Source organism: Acinetobacter sp. D009, from assembly GCF_038562025.1.
GTDB lineage: Bacteria > Pseudomonadota > Gammaproteobacteria > Pseudomonadales > Moraxellaceae > Acinetobacter > Acinetobacter pittii.
Genome location: NZ_CP151886.1, coordinates 1,199,277 through 1,213,892, shown reverse-complemented (window position 1 = coordinate 1,213,892; position 14,616 = coordinate 1,199,277). Strand labels below are relative to the sequence as shown.

The 14,616-nt window shown below is 37.8% G+C and carries 14 protein-coding genes; 7 read left to right on the top strand and 7 right to left on the bottom strand.

Annotated features, from left to right (window positions below):
• Positions 1–10: 10 nt before the first annotated feature.
• The 3 genes from mltB (at position 11) to AAC388_RS05610 (ending at position 2,936) form a co-directional block, all read left to right on the top strand.
• A complete protein-coding gene (mltB, locus tag AAC388_RS05620; protein WP_005068218.1) occupies positions 11–1,012 on the top strand; it encodes a lytic murein transglycosylase B in 1,002 nt (333 codons plus the stop codon).
• A gap of 289 nt (positions 1,013–1,301) precedes the next feature.
• Entirely contained in the window at positions 1,302–1,913 is a 612-nt protein-coding gene (locus AAC388_RS05615; protein WP_046811649.1) for a septal ring lytic transglycosylase RlpA family protein, read from the top strand.
• A gap of 573 nt (positions 1,914–2,486) precedes the next feature.
• Positions 2,487–2,936, top strand: a complete 450-nt coding sequence (locus AAC388_RS05610; protein ID WP_002118194.1) for an Mpo1-like protein — start codon at positions 2,487–2,489, stop codon at positions 2,934–2,936.
• A gap of 43 nt (positions 2,937–2,979) precedes the next feature.
• Here AAC388_RS05610 and AAC388_RS05605 read toward each other — a convergent pair whose 3' ends face one another.
• From AAC388_RS05605 to rpsB, 6 genes are all read right to left on the bottom strand, one after another.
• Positions 2,980–3,297, bottom strand: a complete 318-nt coding sequence (locus AAC388_RS05605) for an AzlD domain-containing protein (protein WP_086265825.1) — start codon at positions 3,295–3,297, stop codon at positions 2,980–2,982.
• A 1-nt stretch (position 3,298) separates the two neighbouring features.
• Positions 3,299–4,015: an AzlC family ABC transporter permease gene (locus AAC388_RS05600; RefSeq protein ID WP_078225149.1), complete on the bottom strand. Its 717-nt coding sequence runs from the start codon at positions 4,013–4,015 to the stop codon at positions 3,299–3,301.
• 88 nt (positions 4,016–4,103) lie between these two features.
• On the bottom strand, positions 4,104–4,928 hold the full coding sequence (locus AAC388_RS05595; RefSeq protein ID WP_005068210.1) for an AraC family transcriptional regulator: 825 nt from the start codon (positions 4,926–4,928) through the stop codon (positions 4,104–4,106).
• 105 nt (positions 4,929–5,033) lie between these two features.
• Positions 5,034–5,519 carry a DUF3465 domain-containing protein gene (locus AAC388_RS05590; protein WP_342371305.1) on the bottom strand — a complete coding sequence of 162 codons (486 nt, stop codon included), beginning with the start codon at positions 5,517–5,519 and terminating at the stop codon, positions 5,034–5,036.
• Positions 5,520–5,584: 65 nt separating this feature from the next.
• On the bottom strand, positions 5,585–6,460 hold the full coding sequence (gene tsf / locus AAC388_RS05585) for a translation elongation factor Ts (RefSeq protein WP_002118238.1): 876 nt from the start codon (positions 6,458–6,460) through the stop codon (positions 5,585–5,587).
• A gap of 137 nt (positions 6,461–6,597) precedes the next feature.
• On the bottom strand, positions 6,598–7,350 hold the full coding sequence (gene rpsB / locus AAC388_RS05580) for a 30S ribosomal protein S2 (protein WP_002118204.1): 753 nt from the start codon (positions 7,348–7,350) through the stop codon (positions 6,598–6,600).
• 210 nt (positions 7,351–7,560) lie between these two features.
• On the opposite strand from rpsB, the gene map reads away from it, so the two are divergent.
• The 4 genes from map (at position 7,561) to AAC388_RS05560 (ending at position 12,870) form a co-directional block, all read left to right on the top strand.
• Positions 7,561–8,385, top strand: a complete 825-nt coding sequence (gene map / locus AAC388_RS05575; protein WP_016145926.1) for a type I methionyl aminopeptidase — start codon at positions 7,561–7,563, stop codon at positions 8,383–8,385.
• A 207-nt stretch (positions 8,386–8,592) separates the two neighbouring features.
• Positions 8,593–9,735, top strand: a complete 1,143-nt coding sequence (locus AAC388_RS05570; protein WP_342371304.1) for an OmpW family outer membrane protein — start codon at positions 8,593–8,595, stop codon at positions 9,733–9,735.
• A 403-nt stretch (positions 9,736–10,138) separates the two neighbouring features.
• Positions 10,139–11,485 (top strand): MFS transporter, encoded by a 1,347-nt coding sequence (locus AAC388_RS05565; protein ID WP_014207247.1) that lies wholly within the window; start codon positions 10,139–10,141, stop codon positions 11,483–11,485.
• A 170-nt stretch (positions 11,486–11,655) separates the two neighbouring features.
• Positions 11,656–12,870 (top strand): MFS transporter, encoded by a 1,215-nt coding sequence (locus tag AAC388_RS05560; RefSeq protein ID WP_342371303.1) that lies wholly within the window; start codon positions 11,656–11,658, stop codon positions 12,868–12,870.
• 243 nt (positions 12,871–13,113) lie between these two features.
• Here AAC388_RS05560 and sthA read toward each other — a convergent pair whose 3' ends face one another.
• Positions 13,114–14,526, bottom strand: coding sequence for a Si-specific NAD(P)(+) transhydrogenase (gene sthA / locus AAC388_RS05555; RefSeq protein WP_002118117.1), 1,413 nt, complete (start codon positions 14,524–14,526; stop codon positions 13,114–13,116).
• Positions 14,527–14,616 lie beyond the last annotated feature (90 nt).

Genomic DNA, 14,616 nt, shown 5'->3' with positions numbered 1-14,616 from the left:
TTAAAACGATATGTTGTCTCAACACTTAAATAAAACTTTAAAAATGCTCGCTTTGTGTACTGGCTTAATCAGTACAAGTCATTTCGCTCAGGCCAACGATTTTGCAACACATCCTGATTATTTGAATTTTAAACAAAAAACGATGAATGCTTATGGCTTAAGTAGCGATCAAGTCGATGCAGCCATGAGTGGCGCAAAAAATTTACCAAACATTCTAAATATTATGACTCGTCCGGGTGAAAGTAAGCCTTGGTATGATTATCGCTCTATGTTCTTGGTTGAAGGCACAATTCAACGTGGTGTCCGTTTTAAAAATCAATATGCAGATGCGTTAAATCGTGCAGAACAACAATATGGCGTATCTCAAGCTGTCATTTTAGGTATTTTGGGCGTTGAAACAGGTTATGGCGCAAATAAAGGTTCTTTTATTACACGTGATGCTTTAGCTACCCTTGCTTTTGGCTACCCTCGCCGTGCTGAATATTTTGGTGATGAGCTAGCTGCTCTTATTGCATGGACTTATAAAGAAGGCTACCCAACAAATAGTATTGTTGGTTCCTATGCTGGGGCGATTGGCTATCCACAATTTATGCCAAGCAATATTAGTAAATATGGGGTGGATTATGACGGTAATGGACATATCGACTTAAGAAATTCAGCAGAAGATGCAATCGGATCAATTGCAAACTATTTAGCAAAACAAGGTTGGCAACGAGATCAACCGATTGGGTTTATGGCACGTTACACTGGGTCAAATCCGGAAAGCATTATTGCCAAAGATTTAACTCAACCTTTTCCTTATGGCGCATTAAAGACGCTCGGTATTTCTCCATTGAATCCTTTAGTTAAAATTGATGATCTCGATATGGTGAATGTTATTCAATTACAAGACTATAACGGTCCAATTTACTATTTAACTTACCCGAATTTTCAAGTGATTACGACTTATAACAAGAGCCGCATGTACGCTACTGCTGTATGGTTATTAGGCACCGAAGTAGCTAGCCGATAGGCTAGCTTTTTTACACTTTATGTAAAAGTCAATAAATATTTTTGTTAAATAGATCACAATACATACATTTTTAATAACTTGTTACATTATTGATTATTTTTTAACCTAAAACTGTAAGTTTTTACCCTTTTTGTAAAGATTTCTCGTTAAAGACTAGACACTCTCCGTAAGCGATGAATATTATCCACCCCAATATAGCAATTGCAAAAGTGAATAATAAGGCATGTTCACTTTAAATTTCAGTCAATGGCTGAAAGAAAAAAGTACATGTTCTCAGGAGTTTATACAAATGCAGTTATCGCTGAAATACGTTCTTGCACTGACGGCTAGTTTAACTATGGCCCCACTGCACGCTGAAATGGTGCAGTCATCATCATTAAACAGTGATGTAGATGGTCCTAATCTAGCAGCACGTGTATTGAGTAAAGATACTCAAAACTTTAATTCTCGTTTTTCTAACATTAACAGTCTTTCAATCACTGAACGTTCTGGCGATCAAATCCGTCGTCAAGCTATCGCAGCAAAAATTGAAATCCCTGAAGATGAGCCTTCAGTGATTGAAAAACTTAACACAGTAGCTTCAAACACTGTTCGTAAGTTTAGCCAAACTGGTATGGCATCTTGGTATGGCCGCCAATTCCATGGTCGTAAAACTGCAAGTGGTGAAACATTCGACATGAATGCTTTAACTGCTGCTCACCGTAGCCTACCGTTGAACTGTTACATTCGAGTAACGAATAAAGACAATGGTAAAAGTGTGGTTGTAAAAGTAAATGACCGTGGTCCTTTCCATGGCAACCGTGTACTTGACCTATCATACGGTGCAGCTAAACGTCTTGGTATTACCAATGCTGGAACTGCTAAAGTAAATATTGAGCGTGTTGATGGCCCAACTTCATAAGTTATAGCCTCTCGAGTTCATGTAAAAAGCCGCAATTTTTTTGCGGCTTTTTTTATATTTTAAGTTATTAAAATGATGCCTAACTTAAAGTTAAAAAATCCTCTTTTTTTAACCCTTATCTAACTCCGAATTTGAATATTTTTTAAACAAAAAACTATGCTTATTTAGTATAAGTCAATTTCATCTCTAATTTGCGCTTAGAGCGACTTTATTAAATTTGCGCTACCCTAGTACCATTTTTCCAAAATAAAGGCTATTTATGGCGTTTTTAGAGTAGATGAGTAGAGCTTTTTCATATAATTTTCCCATCAATCACAAAATTACCCTTTTTTAGATGATTTCATCATTTAGCAACACAGAAAAAATATTATAAAAAATTGCATCATTCTTGAGGTCGAATTGACCACCTTTTCAATCACAGTCACATTATTTTTTCGTTTGCCCTTTCTTCGGTTTTTTTAATGCAATGTTCCCTATAGTTGAATAGTGTTAGTTTCTTGTCGAGATCCTCAAGAACAGGCTAAAATATACTCACAAAAATAAATCGAAGTTAAAACAAGGAGTGTGCTACCAATGAAATCCATTACTGAATGGTTTGATGAATATAGCGAAAGTCATCAAAATCCAACCAATAAACAAATTCACTGGCTTTGCGTTCCCGCCATTTTATTTTCTATTATTGGAATCATTGCGCATTTCAGCACATTGCTTACTGCTTTATTACTTGTGTTGACCTTAGTATTTTATGCACGTTTAGATCTTGTACTTGCTGTTGCAATGGCTGCCTTACTTGTTGTTATGGCATGGCTCATTTACACCCTACCTGTAGGAGTCGGATTTTATATCGCTATTTTTGTGATTGCTTGGGTTGGACAATTTTACGGACATAAAGTCGAAGGCAAAAAACCGTCTTTCTTTAAAGATTTACAATTCCTATTGATTGGACCAGTTTGGTGTATGGATGCTTATCTCTCAAAAATCTTACCTAAATGGAAAAGCAGACAAAAACAAGCTCTTGCTTAAAGATGAATTTAAAGCTGAATCCTTTCGATTCAGCTTTTGCATGTTAGTAATTGATTAGAAAATTTATAAAATAAAAAAATCCTAAACTTGCTATCACACTTAAAAGAACTTTTTTTAGGTAAATAGCGATTACAATACAAAATATTGCTGCATAAATATAAGAATTATTTATCACACCTCTTAAATGGTCACCATCGAAAAAAATAACTGGAATACAGATTGCAGTTAACAAACAAGGTGCAGAATAGTTAAGCATCTTATTCAGAATAAGCGGCAGTTTAATTTTTACTTGAGGTTCTAAAAAATAATAGCGATTAAAAAAGACGATTGCTGCCAAACCTAAAATCATAAACCAAGACATATTATTGCTCCTTACCTATTTTTTCAGTTAAAACAGCAATTAACATCCCCATTAATCCTGAAAGTAAAATCGCACCCTCAATTTGATAAAATTTAAATAAAAACCCACTTAAACAAGTTGTTAGCACACCAGCTATGACTGGAAATCCCTTACATAACGGCACAATCATGGCAATAAAAATAGCAACGATCGAAAAATCCAAATGGTAATTTAAAAGATCAGGTATCACTGTCGCCAGCAGTATCCCCACCAAACTAAAAGCAACCCAAAATAAATAAAAACACAGTCCAGCTCCCAACAGATATTCCGAACTTCTTTTTTCAAATGGAGCACTCACCGCAAACAATTCATCTGTTAACAAAAAACCTAAACTCAATCGTTTAGGTAGCGACAAAATAGAAATGTCATTTCTTAAAGTTAATGCATAAATAAAATGCTGAGCTGTTAAAAAGAAAATAGTCAAATAAATTGTAAAAACAGATGCACCTTCCATAGCCATGCTTAAGCTAACCAACTGAGCAGCTCCAGCAAAGACGAGTCCAGACATTGCTAGTGCTTTATAGAAAGATAATCCTGCATGAATTGCCATAGATCCCGCTAAAATTGCCCACGGAATAACAGAAATTGACAATGGTAAAATATCCATTGCACCACGTAAAAATAAATAAGATGGCTTATTTTTTGAAAACCCAACTGGCTGATTAAGCTGAATATTCATATATAAAATCCAATATAAGAAACATCTCTATACCATGCTTGATGAGTGCCGACTTATATTGGATAAAATTGCTTTAAAACTAATTTATTTATATGTTCAAACTTGCTACATATTGAGTGGGTGTGACGCCCATTGCTTTTTTAAAGTGACGGTTAAAATGGCTTTGGTCAGAAAAACCACATTGTTGTGCCACCATGGCAATTTGATCCCCCTGTTTTAATAACTGTCTTGCTTTTTGTAAACGTGCTTGTACAAGCCAAGCATGAGGTGGCAAACCTACATATTTTTTAAATTGCCTTAAGAAATGCCAAGCGCTCAAGCCGACCATGTCAGCTAAATCTTGTAAAGAAAAGTTTGTTTCAGGCATTTCTACGAGTAATTCTTTAACTCTTAATATTTTTGAATATGCTTCTGGTAACTCACAAAAAGTATGATTTGATTTACCATGCCTCTTCATAAGACAAGCTAAAGTTGTTAAATACATCGTTTCTTTGAGTAGAAAATTATCTTTTTGTTCTAATAAATCAAAAAGTAAGCAAAGCTGTTGAGCCAAACCTAGGTCGCGAATCACGGCTTGAGGAAACCATGGTGCGCCATGTGGATTTTCAAAAAAATCCTGGCTAACTTCTGCTAACATTTCAGGTGTTGGATAGATCGCTCGATAACGCCACCCTGATTCAACAGCTGATGAACCAGTATGAATCTCGTCAGCATTGACTAAAATAATATCGCCTTTAGGAGCTACATGTAGCTGTCCCGTCCTAAAAAAAGACTGTGCTCCCTCTTCAATCACACCAATACAGTACCCTTCATGAGTATGCTTTGAAAATTGTGTTTGGTGATAATGTGCTTTTAATAACTCTAAACCGCCCAACTCTCGCACATGCAGATAATCGGCTTGCTCCCGCTGCATAAATACGTCTCATCTATTCAATAAAAAAACCATAGCATGTTTTAATAAACTGAATAGAACAAAATTGCTCTATGAAAATAATCTGATTAAACGTTCACTTGGGTTTTATTGATAGATCTGTCCGCCATGTTTGAGCCAACCACCTTCATGACGACCTTGTGGATCGTGATGAGTCCAATGTAGTACACCACCTTTTGGGTTGTACTCATATTCGCCATAAAACTCAACGATGTCACCTTTATTTAGATTAGAAATTTTAGGTGCCAAATCGATATTATGTGCAACCAAAATTGAAAGACCATTTTTTAATACTAGAATGAATTTCTGGTGTCTTGACCCATCATTATCATCTCTTAAAATTGCTTTGACTCGACCACTTCCCTGCACTTGAACATTACTTTGTCTCTGCTCGTAAGCAGCTTTTACAGTGTCCACCCCATTATTTGAAAGTGTAGTTTCATTACGCTGAGCTGCGGGTATAGTTGATGATGGTGATTGACTTTGCTTATGCCCAGATAAATCTAGACCAAAATACGCAGCAATCAATAAAATAATCACACCAGCAATACTGAGATTTTTTTTATTTGCCATTGTATACCCTTATTTTAACTGAGATAAAAAAAGCCCCGATGGGGCTTTTTTTATTGTGATACGAATTACTTCGCAGCAGCTTGAGCAGCAGCAACTTCTTCAGCGAAGCTAAGTTCTGCTTTCTTCTCAATACCTTCACCAACTTCGAAACGTACGAATTCAGCAACAGTAGTACCAGTTGCTTTTAATACATCAGCAACTTTCTTGTCGTTGTCGATTACATACATTTGACGATCAAGAGCAACTTCGTTCAAGTATTTATCAACTGAACCAGTTACCATTTTCTCAACGATGTTAGCTGGCTTACCAGATTCTAACGCTTTCGCTTCAGCAATTTCTTTTTCTTTAGCGATAAGGTCAGCAGGAACAGCTTCAGCATTTACAGCTACTGGGTTGAATGCAGCAACGTGCATTGCAATACCTTTACCAGTATCAGCATCACCAGTATAAGAAACTACAACACCGATTTTTAAACCGTGTTTGTAGATAGCCAAGTTTTCGCCTTCAACGATTTTCGCGCGACGAACTTGGATGTTTTCACCGATTTTTTGAACAAGTGCAATACGAGCTTCTTCAACTGATTGACCGTCTGCTAATTTTAATTCAGCGATTTTAGCAGCATCAGTTTCACCAGCAGCTAAAGCAGCAGTAGCAACAGCTTTAGAGAAGTTAGAGAAGTTTTCGTCTTTAGCAACGAAGTCAGTTTGACAGTTAACTTCAACTAAAATTGCTTTGTTGCCTTCTTGAACGATTGTGATTGCACCGTCAGCAGCAATGTTACCAGCTTTTTTAGCAGCTTTAGCTTGACCAGATTTACGAAGGTTATCAATAGCAAGCTCGATGTCACCGTTCGCTTCTGTTAATGCTTTTTTGCATTCCATCATTGCAAGACCAGTACGGTCACGTAATTCTTTTACCATGCTTGCAGTAATTGCAGTCATGTTGATCTCCTAAAATCGGTAGAAAATAAATCTTTTCAACAAAAACGGCCCAAAGAAACTCTGGGCCGTTTGCACTCTCGACGCTTAATTTGCCACCATTACATGTCGCAAAAATGACAAGCCTGCGTCAAAACGCATTAAGCCTCAGAAGCGTCTTTCGCAGCGTCATCGCCTTTTGCTTGAGCGTTCGCTTGAGATTGAGCGTATTCTTTACCAGCAAGAATTGCGTCAGCCATAGCTGAAGCATATAGAGTTACTGCACGGATCGCATCATCGTTACCAGGAATAACGTAATCAACGTTGTCTGGGTTAGAGTTTGTATCAACGATACCGATAACAGGAATACCTAAGTTCTTAGCTTCTTTGATTGCAATCGCTTCGTGATCAACGTCGATTACAAATAATGCGTCAGGTAAACCACCCATGTTTTTAACGCCGCCTAAAGAGCGCTCAAGTTTTTCCATCTCACGAGCACGTTCTAAAGCTTCACGTTTAGTAAGCTTAGCAAAAGTACCATCTTGAGATTGAGTTTGAAGATCTTTTAAACGGTTGATAGATTGGCGAAGTGTTTTCCAGTTCGTCAACATACCACCTAACCAACGGTGATCTACATATGGTTGACCAGCGCGTTGAGCTTGTTCACGGATGATGTTAGAAGCAGCACGTTTTGTACCAACGAACAAAACTTTGTTCTTTTTGCTTGCTAATTGGTTAGCGAAGTTCAAAGCATCATTTAACGCAGGAACAGTGTGCTCAAGGTTGATGATGTGAATTTTGTTGCGCGCGCCAAAAATGTATTGACGCATTTTTGGGTTCCAGAAACGAGTTTGGTGACCAAAGTGCGCACCTGCTTGAAGAAGGTCGCGCATGCTTACGTTGTAATCTGCCATTTTCTTTACCTTAAAAGTTGGGTTAGGCCTCCATATATCCGCATTCTCCACCTTTTTACGGGCACCCAGAGTAATGTGACGATATATGTGCGGATTTTTTACTCCATCTATCAAAATTGTTCGTAAAAGATATTCACGAAAAGCATTTGATAAAATGGGCGGCTATTTATACCATAGACACTTGTAAATTACCAAAAGTTTTTAGAGATCATGAACAGTACTTATACAGCTCCACGTCGATTAATCAAAACTCCAGATGAAATTGAAAAAATGCGCATTGCAGGACGACTGGCGGCTGAAGTTCTAGAGATGATCAAGCCCCATATTAAGGCAGGTGTAAGTACACTTGAACTTGATACCATTTGTCGTAATCATATTGAAAATGTGCAACATGCTATTCCTGCATGTGTAGGCTATGGTGGAGCTCCTGGGCGCCCTGCTTTTCAACACTCTATTTGTACTTCGGTTAACCATGTTGTCTGTCATGGTATTCCCTCTGAAAATAAAATTTTAAAAAATGGTGACATCCTTAATATTGACGTTACTGTCATTAAAGATGGTTATCACGGCGATACCAACATGATGTATATCGTTGGTGGTGAAACTTCTATTTTAGCCAACCGTCTATGCAAAGTTGCTCAAGAAGCGATGTATCGTGGGATGGCAACTGTTAGAGATGGTTCATATTTAGGTGATATCGGCCACGCAATCCAAAAGTATGTCGAATCAGAACGTTTTAGTGTAGTACGCGAATATTGTGGTCACGGTATTGGAACTGTTTTCCATGATGAACCTCAAGTACTCCATTATGGTCAAGCTGGTACAGGTATGCGTCTGGAAGCAGGTATGACTTTTACGATTGAACCTATGGTAAATGCTGGCGTATGGCAAACTAAATTGTTAGGTGACAAATGGACTGTCGTAACTAAAGACCATAAACTTTCAGCTCAGTATGAACATACTATTTTAGTTACCCAAACAGGCATTGAAGTCTTAACTGCTCGTCCTGAAGAAGACCTATCTCGCTTCAACTAATAATTTAAAAAATCTTAAATAAAAGGCTACTTTATGTAGCCTTTTATTACTTATTATGTATTTTTTATTAATAAATCTTTCTAAATATAAACAAATATTTCAAAAAAATTACAATTATTAATTTTTAATACACAATCATTTTAATAAAACACGGTATGGTGGGCTCAATAAAAATCAGTAAACAAATGCCGGACATGGAGTCCTTTTATGATGAGAAAGTCATTATTTTGTATGACAGCTGCCTTTTTTGCTCTGCCAACATTCACTTATGCCGCTTCACCATATTTTAGTTTTAAAGATGGCGATGGCTTCAAACGTTTTTCTGTCTCTGCGGGTCCTTTATATGTAAAACCAACAGGAAAAGCTCAGCCTTTACATGTAAATACTGCAATCGCAGAAGGAACAAAAACAAGAGTAGGAGATGTAAAAGGTGATTCAGTATTAAATTCCATTGATGAATCACAACCAAATGCAACAGCTAAAAAGGCATTACTCAAAGGTGTATTAGATTTCGAGAGAAATACACTTCTTAACCTAGGGTTGCCTGGTATCGTATCTTATAAAGGTGATGACGGAGCTCAGTATCTAAGAGCAGATACCGCAGGCTCTGCAGTAATTAATGGCCTCTCCTCTTGGGATAATCCTGGTACTGGTCTTGAAGCTGATGATGTAACAACACTAGGTTTAATGACAAGTTATTTCTTTACAGATAATGTTTCATTAGAAGTGAAAGCCGGCATTCCACCTAAAGTCGATCTACAAGGTAAAGGTAAAATCTATGCCCCTCTTACGGGTACAGCCACTCCAGAAGATTTAGGTGTAATTGTCGGAGACCTACCGCTTAAAAATAATATTTTTATTACCGATCTTGAAGCCCATGGAAGTGCTGCATCAGCTCGTGCCTGGACACCAGCTTTTGAACTTCAGTACCATTTTGGCAAGACTGGCGTAAATAAATTTAGACCGTATGTTGGACTAGGTGTGATGTATGCCTATTTCAGTGAACTGGAAATGAATCCTGAAATTGAAAATGATTTAATTAATGCAGGTCATATGATTGTGAATATTAAAGATGGTAAAGCTGGGGCTGCTCTTGATCGTAAAAAAAGTTCTGGTGATCCTAAAGTAGACCTTGAGGCATCTGATGCAATTGCGCCCGTAGCAACTTTGGGTTTCACCTATGACTTCAATGACAAATGGTATGCGGTTGGTTCTGTCTCTTATGCTCACTTAAAAACGGATACGACCATTACAGTCAATGATGCCAAATATGGTGAATTAATTAATGCAAAAGCAGATATCGAAATTAATCCAATTTTAGGTTATGCCGGTATTGGTTATCGCTTCTAATTTTGTGTCACCCAAAGCTATAAAAACTTATGCACGTTTTTATAGCTTTCTTTTTTCCACATTTTGCTTCTTTTTAAATCAAAATGCTAAAAAAATGAGCACTTTTATAAAGCCGATTGAAAAAATTTACCGCCTTCCTCTCTTATGAGCATTTACTGATTTATTTGTGTTTTTTAATTAATTTTATTTTTAATAAACTAACTCAATAGAATTAGAAAGTAATTTTTCCTTTTTAGTAAAATTAATTTTTTGGCACAAGCTTTGCTTTATTCATAGCAAGATGAGTCAACGATGATTCAATGAATAAACCAAGACGGCCAACGATGTCCGCTCTGATCGGTCTGCAGATAGGCAATAAATTGCCATGCAAATTAAAATTTCGTTCAGTTCAGAGGGACGGCGTATGTCTTCAAATATCAATCTAGATGCAAAAAAAGCAACTGAAATAAAATTATTTAGCTTTTCTACTCCTGCAATGCGCGCTTTCCACATGACATGGCTCGCATTCTTTGTGTGCTTCTTCGCATGGTTTGCTTGCGCACCATTAATGCCAGTGATTAAAGGTGAGTTCGGCTTAACCAAAGACCAGATTGCCAATATCAATATTGCCGCCGTTGCAATTACGATTTTAGTACGACTCGCTGTCGGCCCACTTTGTGATAAATATGGCCCGAGGATTACCTATACAGCTCTTCTCTTGCTTGGCAGTATTCCTGTATTTGGGGTTGCTGCTGCTAACAGTTATGAGTCTTTTTTATTCTTCCGCTTACTGATTGGTGCAATTGGCGCAAGCTTTGTTATTACGCAATATCATACAAGCGTTATGTTTGCACCTAATGTTGTAGGTACAGCAAATGCGGCAGCAGCTGGTTGGGGTAATGCTGGTGGCGGTGCAACCCAAGCTCTAATGCCTTTATTACTTGGCGCAATTGTCATGTTCGGTGTCGAACAAACTATGGGTTGGCGTGTTGCATTAATCGTACCAGGCGTAATGATGGTCATTGTTGGTATTCTTTACTGGAAACTCACCCAAGACTGCCCTCAAGGAAACTTTAAAGAAGTCCGCGCACAAGGTATTGAAGTTGGCAGTGGTAAAAAAGGTGGCATGGCTATTTTAATGCAGGCTGCTCGTAACTACCGTGTCTGGATTTTATTTGTGGCTTACGGTGCCTGTTTCGGGATTGAAATTTTTATCCATAACGTTGCAGCAATGTACTATGTTGATCAGTTCAAAATGGATTTAAAAACTGCTGGTTTAACCGCGGGGATATTTGGTCTTCTTGCACTCTTTGCTCGTGCACTTGGCGGTATTATTTCCGATAAAGTCGCACTCAAAAAAGGTTTAGATGGCCGCACTAAAGTACTAGTGCTCATGATTTTAGGTGAAGGCTTATTCTTAATTCTTTTCTCTCAAATGAATGTGGTTGCTCTTGCAATTATTTCCATGACCATTTTTGCCTTATTTACTCACATGGCTTGTGGCGCGACATATGCTCTCGTACCATTTATTGATCGTAATGCTTTAGGTGGTGTTGCAGGTATTATTGGCGCAGGTGGCAATGCGGGTGCTGTTGCAGCTGGTTTCTTATTAAAAGGTTTGCTAGATGTTCAAACTTGTCTATTTATTTTAGGTGGTTTGGTTATGGTCGCAGGCTGTAGCGTAATTCTAATTCGCTTCACAACTGAACATAAAGAAAAAGAACAAGTACTTTTTGAACAAGCATTACTTGAACGTAATTCCGCAGCTTAATTTTTACAAGAAGCAGAGATCAAAATGATGTCTGCTTCTTTAATTTTCTTGTCATAAAATACGATCCTTAAGAACTTTTTAATTCTTCTTAAATATTCCCTCCAACTATATCGATATTTTTCGATATATCTTCTACAATAAATCATCATTATTATAATTTTCCATTAATCATGACTAAAACTGGCAACCAATTTTCTCAATCTCTTATCTATATGCTGATTGGCAGTGCAATTATTCTGGCCCTTTCATTAGGTGTCCGTCATGGTTTCGGTCTCTACCTTGTACCCATGAGCCATGAATTTGGCTGGGGACAGCATGTTTTTAGTCTTGCGATAGCCATGCAGAACCTGATCTGGGGAGCTGTTCAGCCTTTTACCGGTGCAATTGCAGATAAATATGGCAGTAAAGTTGTAGTTGCTGTTGGTGGCTTACTTTATACCCTAGGCCTACTTTTAATGGCTTTTAGTTCAAGTGTACTCATTTTGAATTTAAGCTTAGGTCTTATTATTGGTTTAGCTTTATCAGCAACCTCTTTTACGGTTTTACTGAGTGCAGTAGGCCGAGCTGCCCCTCCAGAAAAAAGAAGTATGGCAATGGGTATTGCCAGTGCAGCAGGCTCTTTTGGTCAGTTTATTATGCTACCTTCCACCCTTCTCTTGCTTAAAACGGTAGGATGGTCGTCAGCTTTAATGGTGAGTGCGCTGTTAATTGCGTTTATCATTCCCCTAGCATGGATGCTAAAAGGACCAAGCAATCAAACGCCAAAAGCAATTGTTCAACCTCAACTCACATTTAAACAAGTACTGAATATTGCTAGAAAATATAAGCCGTTCTGGTGGTTAGCTTTAGGTTTCTTAGTATGTGGATTCCAAGTTGTTTTTTTAGGTGTACATTTACCCGGCTATTTAATCGACCACGGCTTTGATGCAGCTACAGGAACTGTGTTTCTGGCACTAGTTGGACTATTTAATATTGTGGGAACTTATGGGGCGGGTTGGCTGGGAGATCGATTCTCAAAACCTAAATTATTAATGGCACTTTACGGTAGCCGTGGCATCGCAATCATCGCCTTTTTACTATTACCTCTAAGCACTTATACGGTATATGCTTTTGGCGTCATTATGGGGCTACTATGGCTCTCTACAGTTCCACTTACCAACGGCATCGTGGCAAATATGTTTGGTGTTAAATACCTTTCAATGTTAAGTGGTATTGTGTTTTTCACCCATCAAGTCGGTTCTTTCTTTGGCGGTTGGCTTGGCGGTGTTAACCATGACTTAACAGGTAATTACAATGCAATTTGGCTATGTTCAATAGCTTTGAGTATATTAGGGGTAATCGTACATTTCTTTGTAAATGAGGAGGCTGTTATTCATGACGCATAATGTCTTACTTTTGAAAACAATTATGACTTTGCTCGTGATTACTCTGCTGGCATGTTCAATCATTTTATGGAAACAAACTCCTGATTTGTTTGTATATTTCAATCAAGCATTTTGTGCCCACTAGAGATATAGACAGCCAGACGCATACTGCAAATTGTCATAAAAATATAAAAAACCTATGGTCTAATGAAAATAAAAAAGCCCGCAAGTTTGCGGGCTTTTTTATGAAAAACTTATTTAAAATCAAAACAAACGATTCATACCATTAAGCGCAGCTACACGATATGCTTCTGCCATTGTTGGATAGTTAAACGTTGTTTCAACAAAATATTTCAGAGTATTGTTTGGGCTGTGCATAACTGCTTGCCCAATGTGGATAATTTCGGCAGCGTTATTACCAAAACAATGAATACCTAAAATTTCCATAGTGTCGCGGTGGAAAAGAATTTTTAACTCACCCACTGTATCACCGGTAATTTGCGCACGAGCCAAATGACGGAAAGAAGCCTGACCTACTTCATACGGAATTTTCTCTTCCGTTAGTTCCTGTTCGTTTTTACCAATTGATGAGATTTCTGGAATGGTATAGATACCCGTTGGAATATCACGTACTGGCTTCGCATCTTCACCACTCATGTTTGCGCCAGCACAACGCCCTTGGTCATAAGCAGCAGAAGCAAGTGATGGCCAACCAATCACGTCACCAGCAGCATAAATATTTTCAACTTCAGTTTGGTATTGATCATTTACTGAAAGTTGACCACGGTTATTTGGTACTAAACCAACATTCTCAAGACCTAAACCTTCTGTGTTACCTGAACGGCCGTTACACCAAAGAATCGCATCGGCTTTAATCTTTTTACCACTTTGTAAGTGTAAAACAACATGGTCATCAAACGTTTCAAGATGATCCATTTGCTCATTGTGACGAATCAATACACCTTGTTCACGTAAGTGATAAGACAAAGCATCAGCAATTTCATCATCTAGATAACTTAATAGTTTTTGTTGAGTATTGATCAAGTCAACTTTATGATCTAGACCAATAAAGATTGAGGCATATTCACAGCCAATAACGCCAGCGCCATAAATAATAATTTTTTGAATTGAATAATCAAGATCAAGGATTTTGTCCGAATCGAATACGCGTGGATGGTCAAAGTCTAAACCTTGCGGATGATAAGGACGACTACCTGTCGCAATCACGATTTGCTTACAGATAATTGTTTCTTTAATGCCTTCATGGCTAAAAACTAAAACTGTATTTTTATCTTGAATATATGCACGGCCGTGGAATACACCGATTTTGTTACGATCGTAAAAACGTGTATGCGTATCAACCTGTTGTTGAATTACTTTGTGTGCATTACGCAAAACCTGTTTCATGGTGAACTGTTTCCATTCACCTACTTTTTGAAACATTGGATCACGCTGATAGCGAATAATACTAGAAACTGTTTGACGTAATGCTTTACTTGGAATGGTACCTACGTGTGCACAGTTACCACCCAGTTGATCACGCACATCTACAATTGCAACACGCTTACCCGCTTTTGCAAGCTTCATTGCCGCGCCTTCACCTGCAGGTCCAGAACCGAGAACTACCGCATCGTATTTAACGAAATTCCCACTAACGACCTCTTTTTTACGTGGCATTGAAAGCTCCTTCCTCACTTGAATGACCATATTTTATAATAAATTATGGCTAATATGCGGTGAATTTATGTATTTCTCAACCCTATATTT

What these genes read in the sequence shown, in the direction of transcription:
- AAC388_RS05570 (WP_342371304.1), top strand. Translation starts at nt 8,593, where the DNA reads ATGATGAGAAAGTCATTATTTTGTATGACAGCTGCCTTTTTTGCTCTG.
- AAC388_RS05610 (WP_002118194.1), top strand. Translation starts at nt 2,487, where the DNA reads ATGAAATCCATTACTGAATGGTTTGATGAATATAGCGAAAGTCATCAA.
- AAC388_RS05560 (WP_342371303.1), top strand. Translation starts at nt 11,656, where the DNA reads ATGACTAAAACTGGCAACCAATTTTCTCAATCTCTTATCTATATGCTG.
- AAC388_RS05565 (WP_014207247.1), top strand. Translation starts at nt 10,139, where the DNA reads ATGTCTTCAAATATCAATCTAGATGCAAAAAAAGCAACTGAAATAAAA.
- map (WP_016145926.1), top strand. Translation starts at nt 7,561, where the DNA reads ATGAACAGTACTTATACAGCTCCACGTCGATTAATCAAAACTCCAGAT.
- AAC388_RS05605 (WP_086265825.1), bottom strand. Translation starts at nt 3,297, where the DNA reads ATGTCTTGGTTTATGATTTTAGGTTTGGCAGCAATCGTCTTTTTTAAT.
- rpsB (WP_002118204.1), bottom strand. Translation starts at nt 7,350, where the DNA reads ATGGCAGATTACAACGTAAGCATGCGCGACCTTCTTCAAGCAGGTGCG.
- AAC388_RS05595 (WP_005068210.1), bottom strand. Translation starts at nt 4,928, where the DNA reads ATGCAGCGGGAGCAAGCCGATTATCTGCATGTGCGAGAGTTGGGCGGT.
- AAC388_RS05600 (WP_078225149.1), bottom strand. Translation starts at nt 4,015, where the DNA reads ATGAATATTCAGCTTAATCAGCCAGTTGGGTTTTCAAAAAATAAGCCA.
- AAC388_RS05615 (WP_046811649.1), top strand. Translation starts at nt 1,302, where the DNA reads ATGCAGTTATCGCTGAAATACGTTCTTGCACTGACGGCTAGTTTAACT.
- sthA (WP_002118117.1), bottom strand. Translation starts at nt 14,526, where the DNA reads ATGCCACGTAAAAAAGAGGTCGTTAGTGGGAATTTCGTTAAATACGAT.
- tsf (WP_002118238.1), bottom strand. Translation starts at nt 6,460, where the DNA reads ATGACTGCAATTACTGCAAGCATGGTAAAAGAATTACGTGACCGTACT.
- AAC388_RS05590 (WP_342371305.1), bottom strand. Translation starts at nt 5,519, where the DNA reads ATGGCAAATAAAAAAAATCTCAGTATTGCTGGTGTGATTATTTTATTG.
- mltB (WP_005068218.1), top strand. Translation starts at nt 11, where the DNA reads ATGTTGTCTCAACACTTAAATAAAACTTTAAAAATGCTCGCTTTGTGT.